Annotated in this window: 14 protein-coding genes; all 14 read left to right on the forward strand. The window is 44.2% G+C overall.

The genetic code is table 11. The features are described from left to right. Window positions 1–93 precede the first annotated feature (93 nt). Window positions 94–2277 (forward strand): alpha-glucuronidase family glycosyl hydrolase, encoded by a 2184-nt coding sequence (locus AC1DV1_RS06100; protein ID WP_477356590.1) that lies wholly within the window; start codon window positions 94–96, stop codon window positions 2275–2277. A gap of 23 nt (window positions 2278–2300) precedes the next feature. Next, the gene (locus AC1DV1_RS06105; protein WP_477356592.1) at window positions 2301–3410 is read left to right on the forward strand and encodes a glycoside hydrolase family 43 protein; all 1110 of its coding nucleotides are present in this window, start codon (window positions 2301–2303) and stop codon (window positions 3408–3410) included. 10 nt (window positions 3411–3420) lie between these two features. Continuing rightward, window positions 3421–4257 carry an alpha/beta hydrolase gene (locus tag AC1DV1_RS06110; RefSeq protein ID WP_477356594.1) on the forward strand — a complete coding sequence of 279 codons (837 nt, stop codon included), beginning with the start codon at window positions 3421–3423 and terminating at the stop codon, window positions 4255–4257. 78 nt (window positions 4258–4335) lie between these two features. Beyond that, window positions 4336–5964: a GH35 family beta-galactosidase gene (locus AC1DV1_RS06115; RefSeq protein WP_477356596.1), complete on the forward strand. Its 1629-nt coding sequence runs from the start codon at window positions 4336–4338 to the stop codon at window positions 5962–5964. A 207-nt stretch (window positions 5965–6171) separates the two neighbouring features. Then, on the forward strand, window positions 6172–6744 hold the full coding sequence (locus AC1DV1_RS06120; RefSeq protein ID WP_477356598.1) for a Crp/Fnr family transcriptional regulator: 573 nt from the start codon (window positions 6172–6174) through the stop codon (window positions 6742–6744). A gap of 109 nt (window positions 6745–6853) precedes the next feature. Beyond that, window positions 6854–7372, forward strand: a complete 519-nt coding sequence (locus AC1DV1_RS06125) for a YceI family protein (RefSeq protein WP_477356600.1) — start codon at window positions 6854–6856, stop codon at window positions 7370–7372. 29 nt (window positions 7373–7401) lie between these two features. Beyond that, the gene (locus tag AC1DV1_RS06130) at window positions 7402–7623 is read left to right on the forward strand and encodes a tautomerase family protein (RefSeq protein ID WP_477356602.1); all 222 of its coding nucleotides are present in this window, start codon (window positions 7402–7404) and stop codon (window positions 7621–7623) included. Between the two features lies 1 nt (window position 7624). After that, window positions 7625–8359: an SDR family NAD(P)-dependent oxidoreductase gene (locus AC1DV1_RS06135; protein WP_477356605.1), complete on the forward strand. Its 735-nt coding sequence runs from the start codon at window positions 7625–7627 to the stop codon at window positions 8357–8359. Between the two features lie 73 nt (window positions 8360–8432). Then, the gene (locus tag AC1DV1_RS06140) at window positions 8433–8807 is read left to right on the forward strand and encodes a nuclear transport factor 2 family protein (protein ID WP_477356607.1); all 375 of its coding nucleotides are present in this window, start codon (window positions 8433–8435) and stop codon (window positions 8805–8807) included. An 8-nt stretch (window positions 8808–8815) separates the two neighbouring features. Next, entirely contained in the window at window positions 8816–9904 is a 1089-nt protein-coding gene (locus AC1DV1_RS06145; RefSeq protein WP_477356609.1) for an NAD(P)H-dependent flavin oxidoreductase, read from the forward strand. Between the two features lie 4 nt (window positions 9905–9908). Further along, window positions 9909–10748, forward strand: coding sequence for an SDR family oxidoreductase (locus AC1DV1_RS06150; protein ID WP_477356611.1), 840 nt, complete (start codon window positions 9909–9911; stop codon window positions 10746–10748). A gap of 112 nt (window positions 10749–10860) precedes the next feature. Next, a complete protein-coding gene (locus AC1DV1_RS06155) occupies window positions 10861–11577 on the forward strand; it encodes an RNA polymerase sigma factor (RefSeq protein ID WP_477356613.1) in 717 nt (238 codons plus the stop codon). A 129-nt stretch (window positions 11578–11706) separates the two neighbouring features. Further along, window positions 11707–12888, forward strand: a complete 1182-nt coding sequence (locus tag AC1DV1_RS06160; protein WP_477356615.1) for an ATP-binding protein — start codon at window positions 11707–11709, stop codon at window positions 12886–12888. 124 nt (window positions 12889–13012) lie between these two features. Beyond that, window positions 13013–14164 (forward strand): FecR family protein, encoded by a 1152-nt coding sequence (locus AC1DV1_RS06165; RefSeq protein ID WP_477356617.1) that lies wholly within the window; start codon window positions 13013–13015, stop codon window positions 14162–14164. Window positions 14165–14320 lie beyond the last annotated feature (156 nt).

Genomic DNA, 14320 nt, shown 5'->3' on the forward strand with positions numbered 1-14320 from the left:
GTAACACACGTGTGCTTTCATAAACTTTAATACATCATTTTATTGTTTTTATAACCGGGCAAAAAACTTTACCAATGCTGAAATATTAACGCCATGGCCAAATATTTTGTAAAAAAAAATAGGTGTTTACTGATCTTGCTTTTATTGGGTGTGGTAAGCAACGCATGTGCCGATGATGGCTATAAACTTTGGCTTGAGTATAATAAAATAGCCGACCAGCCGGCTGCAGCGGTTTATAAAAAGCAACTGAAGTATATGATTTTTCCGGCGGAATCCGATCAGCTAAGGGCTGCTAAGGCCGAGCTGGAAAAGGGGCTGGATGGTATACTATCTGTACTTCCCTCAGATACTAAAACCGTAACAGGCGGGCAAACAATTATCATTGGCACACCGCAATCGTTAAAAGTGCTGGCTGTTATCGTTCCGGACAGCATAGGCAGCGAGGGGTATCTTATAAAAACGGCGCTTATTAATCAGAAAAAATGTATCCTGATTACAGCCAAAACCGATGTTGGCGTGTTGTATGGTGTTTTTAATTTTTTAAAGCTGCTGCAAACCCGGCAGCCCATCAATAATCTTAATATGGCAGATCGCCCGCGCATAATGTACCGGGTACTTGATCATTGGGATAACCTGAACCGCACTGTAGAGCGTGGCTATGCAGGTTCATCTATCTGGAACTGGCATAAACTGCCCGGTATTATAGACCAGCGGTATATTGATTACGCACGTGCCAATGCATCTATAGGCATCAACGGCTCGGTTATCAACAATGTGAATGCAGATGCGTTAATACTATCGCCTCAGTATTTAATTAAAATACAGGCGCTGGCCAATGTTTTCAGGGCGTACGGTATTAAAATTTATTTGTCGGTAAAATTCAGCAGCCCGGTAGAGTTAGGCCACCTGAAAACAGCCGATCCGTTAAATGACGATGTAAAAAAATGGTGGGCGGATAAAGCGGATGAGATTTATAGCTACATTCCCGATTTTGGCGGTTTTTTAGTGAAAGCAAACTCCGAAGGCCAGCCCGGGCCCCAAACCTATGGACGCACCCATGCCGATGGTGCCAATATGCTGGCCGATGCTTTGAGCCCGCACCATGGCATTGTAATGTGGCGGGCTTTTGTGTATGATAATAATGTGCCCGATGACCGGTCGAAACAGGCATATAATGAATTTAAGCCCTTTGATGGGAAGTTTAAAGATAATGTAATCATCCAGGTAAAAAACGGGCCGATTGATTTTCAGCCGAGGGAACCTTTCCACCCCTTATTTGGTGCCATGCCCAATACCGCACTAATGATGGAATTCCAGCTAACACAGGAGTACCTTGGCTTTTCGACACATTTGGTTTATGAAGCGCTGTTATTTACCGAAGCGCTGCAATCGGACACGTACACGCAGGGGAAGGGTTCAACCGTATCGCGTATCCTCCAGGGTAATTTTAATAAAAAACTAATAACAGGGATAGCTGGTGTGGCCAATATTGGCACAGATTTAAACTGGTGCGGTCATCCCTTTGCCCAGGCCAACTGGTACGCTTTTGGCCGCATGGCCTGGAACCCCGATCAATCACCGGCCGCTATTGCCGGCGATTGGCTAAAAATGACTTTTACAAATGATGCCGGCTTTGTATCACCCATAAAAAAAGTCATGCTACAATCAAGGGAGAATACAGTTAATTATATGACTCCGCTTGGTTTGCACCACATTATGGGTGTTTCTACCCATTATGGCCCCGGCCCATGGGTTGATAATGCAGGGCGGCCCGATTGGAATGCCACTTATTACCACAAGGCCGATTCGGCCGGCATTGGGTTTAACCGTACTGGCACGGGCAGCAATGCGCTATCACAATATGCGCAGCCGGTACAATCGCACTGGGAAAACCTGCAAACCTGCCCAGATGAATACCTTTTATGGTTTCATCATTTAAGCTGGACCTACAAAATGCGTTCGGGCAAGTCGTTATGGGACGAGATGGTTCACCATTACTACATGGGTGCCGATTCTGTTAAGCAAATGGGTTTAACCTGGGATAAAATGCGGGGAAAAGTAGACGCCGAACGTTTTGTCCAGGTACAGCAGTTGATGAAAGTTCAGCTAACAGAAGCCATAACCTGGCGGGATGCCTGTGTTTTATACTTTCAAACTTTTTCAAAGATGCCCATCGGGAATGCCTATTCAAAGCCGGAACATCCGCTATCGTATTATAAAGACATGAAGTTTTATTATGTACCAGGCATCGGGGGCAACAATTATATGACCAATTAATCATCACCATAAACCAAACGCCAATGAGCAAGCAATTTACCACCGCAAAATTAATTACTACGCTTTTTATAGCCGCAGGCATGTTAAGTGCATGCGACCCGCCCACCAAAAAAGCGGCCGATGCAGACAGCAGCAAAACAGATACCGGCAAAAAGGTAAAATTCCTTTCGCAACCCCTTATCAGCTCCATTTACACTGCCGATCCATCGGCACATGTGTTTAACGGCAAAATTTATATTTATCCGTCGCATGATATCAATGCAGGAATCCCCGAAAATGACAATGGCGATCATTTTGCCATGAAAGATTATCATATTCTTTCGATGGATAGCATTGGTGGCAAGGTTACTGATAATGGCGTTGGATTTGATATTAAAGATATTCCCTGGGCTGGCCGCCAGCTTTGGGCGCCCGACGCTGCTTATAAAAACGGCACTTATTACCTTTATTTCCCGGTGAAGGATAAAAAAGACGTGTTCCATATCGGTGTGGCTACATCGGCCAGCCCCGTTGGTCCGTTTAAGGCAGAGCCTGAACCTATTGCCGGAAGCTACAGCATTGATCCGGCTGTATTTACCGATACCGACGGTAAAACCTATATGTATTTTGGCGGTATCTGGGGCGGACAATTGCAGCGCTGGTCGACCGGAAAATATGAGGCCGATGGCTCAAAAACCGATTCGAAACAGGAAGATGCCCCGGCCATTAGCTGCCGTGTAGCCCTGTTAAAACCTGATATGAAAAGCTTTGATGGCGCGGTAAAGGATGTTGTTATTTTAGATAGCCTGGGCAAACCGTTATTAACTAAAGATCATGACCGCCGGTTTTTTGAAGGTTCATGGATGCACAAATACAATGGTAAATATTACTTCACTTACTCAACCGGCGATACGCACTTGCTTTGCTACGCGATAGGCGATAAACCGCTTGGGCCATTTACCTACAAAGGCGTATTTATGAAACCGGTACAGGGGTGGACTACCCATCATTCTATCATCGAAATAAAAGGCGAATGGTATATATTTTACCACGATACCCAAATATCGGGCAAAACCCACCTGCGCAATGTAAAGGTGACGGAGCTACAGCATAATACCGATGGCTCTATTAAACTAATCGATCCATTTTTGTAATAACGTTGCTATGAAGGTGCTCAAATTGATATCAATAACTTTGTTGTTGAGCTGTATACTGCGCGGGTATGGCTTTGCCCAGCAGGCAAAGCTGGTTACCATACCCAACTCTAATCATCTGCAGATGCAATCCAAACTGGCGGGTAATCAATATGATATTTATATCCATTACCCGGCAGGTTATGATACCGCTAAGCGAAAATTCCCGGTATTGTATGTTGTTGATGGGGATAATGATTTTTCGCCTTCGCTGGAATATCTTGGACTTTTGATGGCGGAGTACCATATCCCCGAACCTATATTGGTAGCCATTGGCGATGGCGGTTTAATTGGTACACCGGGTAATAAACGCAATCGCGATTTTACTCCGACCAAAAATCCTGCAATACCCGAAAGTGGTGGTGCCCCTGCTTTTTTAGCCTTTATCGAAAAAGAGCTTATCCCCACTATCGACGCGGAGTTAAAAACAGATACTGCTAATCGAACCTTATATGGCTATTCTATGGGCGGCTTGTTTGCCACGTATACCTTGTTTACGCAGCCAACCCTGTTTAGAAATATTCTTATTGGTAGTCCGGCTTTAGGTTATGATAACGGCAGCGTTTTCGGTATCGAAAAAAACTATTTTGCCAAACATAAAAGCTTGCCCGTAAATGTTTTTATTGAAGTAGGCGGGCTGGAAACGCCGGGCCAAGTAATGCCCAATAAACAACTGGTTGCTTTACTTGATGAGCGTCATTACCAAAAGTTTGTTTTTAAGCACCTCATTATTGACGATGTTACCCATTTATCGGGTAAACCGGTTACAATGCTTAAGGCATTGCAGTGGGCATACGCCGGTAAGTAACAGAGCATTTGGTGTTTGGGCGTTAAAGTACTATTTGTTTTATCATTGGGATTGAGCATTAAAGTAAATTCAACCGTTATGAAATCAGTTGTTTTAGCATTTGTTTGGTGTTGCTTGTGGGCTTTTGAAACCAAAGCGCAAAACAGCAGCCCGGTAATGCCGCAAATTAAATACTGGGGTGGTAATGCCGAATTGCTGGTGAATGGCAAATCCTTACTGATGACTGCCGGGGAATTAGGAAACTCAAGCGCTTCAAGTACGGTTTACATGGACCCTATCTGGCCCAAACTCAAAAAAATGAACCTGAATACCTTGATAGCCCCGGTATATTGGGAGTTGATGGAGCCAAAGGAAAGCGTATTTAACTTTACGCTGGTTGATTACCTTATAAAAAGCGCCAGGGAACATCAAATTAAATTGGTATTACTTTGGTTTGGCACCTGGAAAAACAGCATGAGCTGTTACGCGCCTGCATGGGTTAAAACAAACCAAAAACGCTTTCCGCGGGTGCAAAGCAGCGAAGGTCGATCTGAGGAGATCATTACGCCGTTTTCTGAAAACGCATTGAAGGCCGATTGTGATGCTTTTGCCGCGCTCATGCAGCACTTGAAACAAACAGATAGCCAGCAGCATACGGTAGTAATGATACAGGTAGAAAATGAAATAGGGATGTTGCCCAGCCCCCGCGACCATTCAAAGCCGGCCGATGCGGCTTTTGGCCGGGCTGTTCCGGAAAAGCTAATCGCTTATTTGAGTTTGCATCGGGATAAACTGGTACCCGAAATTCAAAAGGCCTGGGAGGGCAATGGCTATAAAAAAGCAGGTAATTGGGAAGCTGTTTTTGGTAAAAGCGCGGCTACCGATGAAATGTTTATAGCCTGGTATTTTGCTACGTATGCTAATGAGGTGGCCAGGGCAGGTAAAGCGGTTTACCCGCTGCCAATGTATGTAAACGCTGCCCTTAACGCGCCCGGTAAGCAACCCGGGCAATACCCAAGCGGTGGCCCGCTGCCGCATTTAATCGATGTTTGGAAAGCTGCCGCTCCGGATATCGACCTGCTGTCGCCCGATTTTTATAACCCTAATTTTAAATATTGGAATGACCGTTATACCCGGCCGGATAATGCCTTGCTGATTCCCGAACACCGTTTTGAAGAAGGGGTGGATGCAAAAGCGTTTTATGCAATTGGCCACTACAAGGCCCTGGGTTTTTCTCCTTTTTCCATTGAATCCGGCAAAAAGCCCGAAACAGAATCGTTGGGTAAATGCTATGATATTATTAACCAATTATCGGGCGAGATTAGCAAAGCCAAAAAGCAAGGTTTGATGGAAGGGGTGTTGTTAAGTAAGGTTGCCGATACCGTGAAATTAGAAATGGGCGATTATATATTAACTGTTTCGCACGATTTAACCTTGGGCTGGTCGCCAAACGCCAAAGAAGCAACATGGCCGCTAACGGGTGGCATCATCATCGCTTTATCAAATGATGAGTTTTACGTAGGCGGCACCGGGTTGGTAATAAGTTTTAAACCCAAAAATCAGGCGCAGCGGGCAGGTATACAAAGTGTTGATGAGGGCCATTTTGTTAATGGTAAATGGCAGGCAGGCCGTCGTTTAAACGGCGATGAAGACCACCAGGGCCGGCACCTCAGGATCCCGACGGGCGAATATGGCATCCAGCGTATTAAGCTTTATAGTTATGAGTAAGCAGCGAAGATATTTATTTCACGCAAAGACGCTAGAAAGCAAAATGACTGGCTTATTTTTCCTTAGCACCTTGTGTGAGAAACCGTAAACGGGGACTATATAACAGAAGATTTAAAAAGTTATTTCCCTGAAGCGTATTGCCAGCTGATTTGGAATTTATAATTAATTCCTAACTTTAAATTGTTAGCGCATCAGTTATAACTACCAATGGAAGCCAAAGAAATTTTAAAAGCTCATGTAGCTAAAATAGCCACGTTGACCGACGAGCAGTTTGACTATTTCTTTTCGCATTTTAAACAACAGCATTTTCAAAAAGGGCAGGCCCTTATTACCGGGGGTGATAAGGTAGATTGCGAATATTTCGTGCTATCCGGCTGCTTGAAATCCTTCTTTATCAACGACGATCTCAAAATGTTTATCCTGCAATTTGCCATGCCAACCTGGTGGGCATCAGATTATAACGCGTTATATAACAATACCAAGGCTACCATCAACGTAGATTGTATTACTGATGCAGTAGTGCTCTGCCTTAGCAATGACGATAGGGAGAAGCTATGTAATGAACTCCACAATGCCGAACATTTTTTTAGATGGAGGACTAATAAAGGATACGTGGCTGCTCAAAAAAGGCTGTTATCGTTCATGAATAATAATGTGAAATATCGGTATGAAGAGCTGTTGAAGCTTTATCCAGAGCTTTATAATATAGTCCCTAAAAACCTGATTGCAGCATACTTAGGCGTTTCGAGAGAAACCCTAAGCCGGCTTTATAACACCTGAAAGTGATGTACATCACATAAATATCGATTCATTTTAAATGTGATGTAGGTCACACGTGCCCCTGAAATTTCCTGCCGTACTTTGTTGTGTAATTAAAAACACAAATAAAATGGAAACTCAAAAATTTGAAATCGTAAGCACCCAAAGCAATATCGATTGGGTGGGCCGTAAGGTAACCGGGGCACACAATGGTACCATAGCCGTTAAAGAAGGCGAATTTATTTTAAACAACGGTAAGCTTGCCGGGGGCAAATTCACTATCGATACCACATCTATCAAAATACTGGATGTAACCGACCCGGCAACAAATGCGCAGTTTGCCGGCCACCTTGCTTCCGATGATTTTTTCTCAATTGAAAAATACCCTGAAGCAACTTTGCATATCACCTCAGTTTCTTGCAGCCATGTTAAAGGCGATCTGACTATCAAAGGTATCACCCACGCTGTTGGCTTTGATGCGGATATCAAAGTAAATGGCAACGTGCTGACTACAACCGGAAAGCTGGTACTTGACCGCACCAAATATGGAATAAAATTCCGTTCAGGTAATTTCTTCAAAGACCTGGGCGACACCCTGATTTATAATGATTTTGAACTTAATGTAAGTGTAACTGCAAAAGCTGCCTGATAAGCAGCTTTTGCATAAAAATTAAAGCCATGCCATACGTAAAAATTGAAGTAACACGTGAAGGTGTTACCAGGGAACAAAAACAGCAACTAATAAAAGGGGTTACCAACCTGTTGAGTGATGTACTGAATAAAGACCCGCAATTAACCTTTGTTGTGATCCAGGAATATGATTTGGACGACTGGGGCCATAATGGAGAACAGGTATCTGTGTTAAGAGAAAAAGGCATAACTGCCGAAAGAAAAAAATAAAATGAAGAAGCAAACCATAATAGTTACCGGTGCATCATCTGGCATTGGTAAAGAAATAGCCCGCCACTTTTTAGCAAAGGGCGACAACGTAATCATCAATTCATCAACAGCCACAAAGCTGGAGCAGGTTTACCAGGAATTGGGCGGTGGTGAAAACCTGGCCATGGTGGCCGGCGATGTTTACGAAAAAAGTACAGGCGAGCGGCTTTTAGCAGCTGCTATCGGGAAATTCGGCTCGGTGGATGTACTGGTCAATAATGCGGGCATATTTGAAACCAAACCCTTCCTGGAAGTGGATGAAGCCTATCTTGACCGCTTTTTGAATACAAACCTCAAAGGAACTTACTTTACAACCCAGGCCATTATTCCGCAAATGCAGAAACAGCATGATGGCGTAGTTATCAATATTGGTACACCCCTGGTTAACCATAGCCTTGGCGGAGTGCCCATTACAGCACAAATGGCATCAAAAGGCGCAATACATGCACTTACTATCCAACTGGCGGCCGAGTTTGGTAAAGATAACATTAGGGTAAACACGGTTGCGCCCGGAACAATCCGTACCCCGATGCACGGCGAAAATGCCGACCAAACCGCAGGTTTACATTTGCTAAACCGCGTTGGCGAAGTGGAAGACATTGCCGAAATGGTTTACACGATTGCCAGGAGCAATTTTATTAACGGTGCCATCATTAACGTAGATGGTGGCTTGGGAGCCGGGCACCATCTTAATTAATTTGAAAACGCTTTTATTCACAGCTTTTTTGTCATGCACATTGCTGGCGTTAAAAGCGCAAAATTTAAAAGAAATGGAAACTAAAGATTCAATAGCCATTGCCGAGGCACTGGAAAAATATTATTTCAAAGGGATCTACGAAGGCGATATTAATACGCTGAATCAGATTTACAATCCCGGTACTTTATTGTTCGGCGATGTTAAAGGTCAGCCATATGCCAAAACGCTCGATCAGTACCTTGATGGTGTTGCTCATCGTCAAAGCCCCAAAGATTCTGGCAAGCCCTTTAAGGGGACAATCATCTCAATTGATGTTGTCAATTCAATAGCGGTGGCCAGGGTGCGCGTTAAAATGTACGATTTTAATTATGATGAGTTCCTGTCGTTTCATAAAATAGATAACCGCTGGCTGATCGTTAATAAAATGATTAGCGATGTAGCCCAATAAATTTTAAGATGATGTGGTATCAAACTAAAGCAGCCCAAATACTGGGTATTAAATATCCTATCCTGCAAGGGCCGTTCGGCGGCAACCTGTCGTCTGTTGAACTGGTGTCAACAGTATCTAACGCCGGCGGGCTTGGTGGTTATGGAGCTTACACATTAAGCCCACAGGAAATAATCGAAGTAGATAAGCAGATTAAAGCGGCAACCAATAAACCCTACAATATTAACCTGTGGGTTTCGGATAATGATGCCGTGAACGGTACTGTTTCAGACGAACAGTTTAAACAGGCCGAAGAATTATTCAGGCGTTATTTTGACGAGTTGGGAATTACCCTGCCAGAAAAACCTGGGGTGTTTACCTCGCGTTTTGAAAACCAGGTGGAGGTGATCCTGCACCAGAGGCCGCCGGTGTTTAGCTTTATGTTTGGTATCCCGTCTGCCGATATTCTTGAACAATGCCGCCGTTTAGGCATTGTTACCGTAGGCGCGGCAACTACGCTGGACGAAGCCATAGTGCTGGAATCGGCAGGTATAGATTTGATTATCGCTTCAGGCTTTGAGGCCGGCGGACACCGGCCGTCATTCCTGACATCGGCAGAATCATCTACCATAGGGACTTTTGTATTGCTTCAATTGATTAAGGAAAAGGTAAAAACCCCGGTTATAGCGGCAGGTGGCATTGCCAACGGAAAAGGTGTTGCCGCGGCGTTGGCACTTGGTGCAGATGCTGTACAAATTGGTACCGCCTTCCTGGCAACCGATGAATCGAATACTACAAATGTTCACCGGCAAATGTTGTTTTCGGATGCGGCTAAGTACACCACTTTATCGCGGGCATTTACCGGGAGGTTGGGTAGGGGCATAACCAGCCGTATTGCAAAAGACTTGCTGCATAAGGAAAATGGTTTGCTCCCCTTCCCGCTTCAAACACAGTTTATGTCGCATATACGAAAAGCCGCCATCGGACAGGAAAAATGGGATATGATCCTGTTCTGGGGCGGGCAGATAGCGCCGGTGCTGAAACACACAAAGGCCGCCGAACTGATGAAGGCTGTAATCGAAGAAACCACAGCATATTTTGATCATTTAAAAGTATAATATCATGAACACTTCAAAAGTATGGTATGTAACCGGGGCTTCCCAGGGATTGGGGTTAATCCTTGTGAAAAAGCTGCTTGATCGGGGCTACCGCGTTGCCGCAAGTTCCCGCGACGCCAGGGCGTTAAGTCAGGCCGTTGGGTTGATAGACAGGGAGCGTTTTCTTGCGCTGGCTGTTGATTTAAATAACCCGGATTGTATTGATGAATCTATACAGCAAACGCTGGCAGCGTTTGGACGGATTGATGTAGTAGTTAACAATGCCGGCTACGGGATGGCCGGAACAGTTGAAGAAATAGACGAACAGGATATCCGTAATATTTTTAATGTTAACGTGCTGGCAACCATAAATGTGGTACGGGCGGTACTGCCGGTAATGAGGAGTCAAAAATCAGCGTATATTATAAACATCGGTTCGGTTGCTGGTTTTGTTGGGGCACCCGGCTGGTCTGTTTATTCGGCTACCAAAGCTGCAGTGGCTGCTTTTTCTGAAGTCATTGCACTGGATGTTAAAGAATTTGGAATAAAGGTTACTGTAGCAGAACCATCAGGTTTCCGGACAGGCTTTTTAACCAAAAACTCACTTGCGCTAACCGCCAGCAAAATAGAAGGTTATGAAGCAGTAAGAAATACGCAAGATCGTTACCTGTCCATCAATGGACAGCAGGCCGGGGATCCGGATCGCGCAGCGGAGATATTTATTGAATTAGCCGAAAGTCCCGAGCCACCAATGCACCTGTTTCTGGGAAATGATGCTTATAACAGGGCCTCAGAAAAACTTGCCGCCATGTCTACAGAACTTGAACAATGGAAATCAACAACCATTGCAGCAGATTTTGAATAAATATACCGGCCTTAATTAGCCCCCCCCCTTTTATTTTAACGGAAATGTATGTTTCCGGCCTCATTTGTCACCTGGCTACACCGTGTTACTTGTTGCTTTAAGCCAGGTATTTATGGAAACAGATGGATTGTATGCCGCTGAAGCGGCAAAAAAGAGTATTCCTAAAAATGAGGGCGAAGGTTATAACGGTTTTATAGGTATTGCAATTTTTGTAAAAAATGCATTACATTCGTTAATTAAACCAGTTATGTCCTCTAAACGGATGCTTATTGATCAGGAGCTTATAACGCTGTTAAAAAACGGCGACAGGGATGCCTTTGCCGAAATTTATAAGCGTTACTGGACAGTAATGTATATGCATGCGCTGAAGATGCTCCGGGACGAAGATGACGCCCGGGATATTATCCAGGAAACTTTCACCTCATTATGGCTCAAAAGGGAATGCATAAGTTCAGACGCTAATTTAGCCGGATATCTTTTTATATCGACAAAAAATAAAGTGCTTGACCTGGTAGCACGCAAGCGGGTACGGTTGGATTACCTTGATTCGTTGGCCGCCTTTGCCGAAGCCAATTGCGACCAAACATTGGAGCGGATAGAAGAAAAGGAAATAATGGCAGCGCTCGAGAAAGAAATTGCGCAGCTTCCCCTTAAAATGAAGCAAATATTTGAAATGCGGATTCATCAGCACTTTACTTATAAAGAAATTGCCGACCAACTCGATATATCCGATAAAACGGTTAAAAAACAAATCGGCAACGCTATCAGGATAATCAGGCCTAAGCTTAATCACCTTTCGGCAATCGTTTTAATATTGTCGGGATTATAAATTTTGTGAAAATTATGATTTTATAGTTTGTGATATTGCTGATTATATTAACTCAGGATATTATAAACGGGTATATTTTTTGCATTTATTACCGTGTAAATTAAACATTAAGTATTAGATTTGCACGGTATGATTGCCAGGAGAATCGAAAGGAAAGTTGAAGAAGCGCTCAGCCGAAGTGCCTCTGTCGCCTTGATGGGACCACGTCAAGTGGGCAAAACGACTATTGCGCTGAATATAAGTGATTCTGGTACGGCCGTTTATCTGGATTTAGAAAATAGCCTTGATCTTCAAAAAATACAGGATATCAATGCTTTCCATGCAGAGAATAGCCAACAGCTCATCATTATGGATGAAGTGCAGCGTATTCCTCAAATTTTCGCAGCACTTCGGGGAATCATTGATAAAGAACGGCGAAAGGGCCATAAGTATGGACTGTTTTTGTTCCTGGGTTCTGCGTCGATAGATTTGCTACAGCAATCCAGCGAGTCTTTGGCAGGTAGGATTGCGTACTTGGAACTTCAGGGCATTGATGCCCTGGAATTTGGAACAGGTACAATCGACAAGTTAAATCAGCTTTGGCTTAGAGGCGGATTTCCTGACAGTTTGCTCGCCAATAGCGATCGAAACAGTCTGGCTTGGAGACGAGATTTCATCAAAACCTATCTGGAAAGAGACATACCGCAATTAGGTCCTCGCATACCGGCTGTTACACTGGAGCGGTTCTGGACAATGTTGGCACACGTTCAGGGCGGCATAACGAACGCGTCACAGCTTGCGAAAAGTCTTGAAGTAAGTGCTACAACTATCTCCCGCTACCTGGACCTGATGGTTGATCTTTTATTGGTCCGGCGCTTGCAGCCCTGGGCAAGTAACGTTGGAAAACGATTAGTAAAAAGCCCTAAAATATACGTTCGGGATAGCGGATTGACCCACGCTCTGCTTAACATTGAAAACTATAATGACCTGCTGGGGCATCCGGTAGCTGGTGGAAGCTGGGAGGGCTTCGTAATCGAAAATATCTTATCGACAGTTCCCGATGGCGTTATACCTTATTACTACAGGACCGCCCATGGGGCAGAGATTGACCTGGTGTTAGAATTCTCCGGCCGGGAGAAATGGGCTATCGAAATTAAACGAAGCTCTTCGCCTGCTCTTTCCAAAGGATTTTATCTGGCCTGCCAGGATATCGGTCCGGATAAACGCTTTGTCGTGTATGCAGGTCAGGACCAATTCTCTATAGGCGAAAATATCACTGCGATCCCACTGCATCAAATCATGACTAAATTGCTTGAATACAAGGGTATCTAACAAACTGAACTTATAAAAGTGTAACATCACGAGCTATAAACTTACTAAAATCACATTTTTTTTTCATTTCATCTACTACTTCCTCCCTGGCTGGCCGTTTCATTAATAACAGCCAGAATAAACCATGACCAGGGAACAAGCACAGGAACTATTAAATAAACACCAACTCGGCACCTGTACACCAGAAGAGCAGCAAATGCTGGATAACTGGTATTTGCATGAAGCCGCTAAGCAGCCTGCGACCAACGGCCCTGCAGATCCGTCAATGGAAGAGGAGTTGATCTGGAACAGGATTATTAGTGAAATTCCTGAAACTGCTAAAATCCGGCACTTTAAAAAATGGTACTCCATCGCTTCGGCTGCTGCCATCCTTGTTTTTGTGTCGTTTGGTGCCTATCTGTTTGTTAAAAAACACCAGGAGCCTAAACCGCTTGTTCATCAGCATAATCCTAAAAATGATATTTTGCCGGGTGGCAACAAAGCTATCCTGACCCTGGCCAATGGCAAACAGATTACCTTAACCGGTGCCCGAAACGGAACCCTTGCCGTACAGGGCGCAGTAGCAATTAATAAAACCGCCGACGGAAGAATTGTTTACAATTCAGCCGAGAAATCAGGATCGGAGGAAGCAAAATTAAACGGGTACAACACCATGACTACGCCCAGGGGAGGCCAGTATTGGGTTGTTTTGCCCGATGGTAGCCGGGTGCTGTTAAATGCGGCTTCTTCGTTAACCTATCCAACCATATTTAGCGGCAACGAACGTAAAGTTGAGCTCACCGGCGAGGCCTATTTTGAAGTGGCGCATAACGCAGCTAAACCATTCAGGGTTTACAGTAAATCGCAAATAGTAGAGGTGCTGGGCACACATTTCGATATCAATACTTATGATGATGAGCCGGCTGTTAAAACCACCCTGCTTGAAGGGAAGGTAAAAGTAACCTCGACTGCTAAAAATCAAACCCGGATATTACAACCTGGTCAGCAGGCTTTTTTAAACGCGCTTGCATTTAATATTGGCGAAGTGGATGTAGACGAAGCAACTGCCTGGAAGGATGGCCTGTTTGTTTTTGAAAGTAATGATATACAGCAAATTATGCGGATGGTTTCCAGGTGGTACGATGTAGATGTGGCGTACACCGGTAACTTGCCGTCCGACAAATTCAGCGGTTCTGTATCCCGGTTCAGCAATGTTTCTGAAGTGTTGAATACGCTGCAGCTTACCCGTAAAGTACATTTTAAAATAGCGGGTAAAAAAATAACCGTATCTGAATAAGCCATAACCAAGCCAAAATAACCAATATACTAACCTAAAAAGCGAGAAAAATGAGAAAAAAGCTACGAACGTAACCATGAAACGGGAGCTTAAAAAAAACGTGAAAGTGTACCACCACTTCCACGCCAAAAATTTGAGTTAACCCGTTAATCTGTC

Source organism: Mucilaginibacter sp. P4_D1, assembly GCF_056401935.1.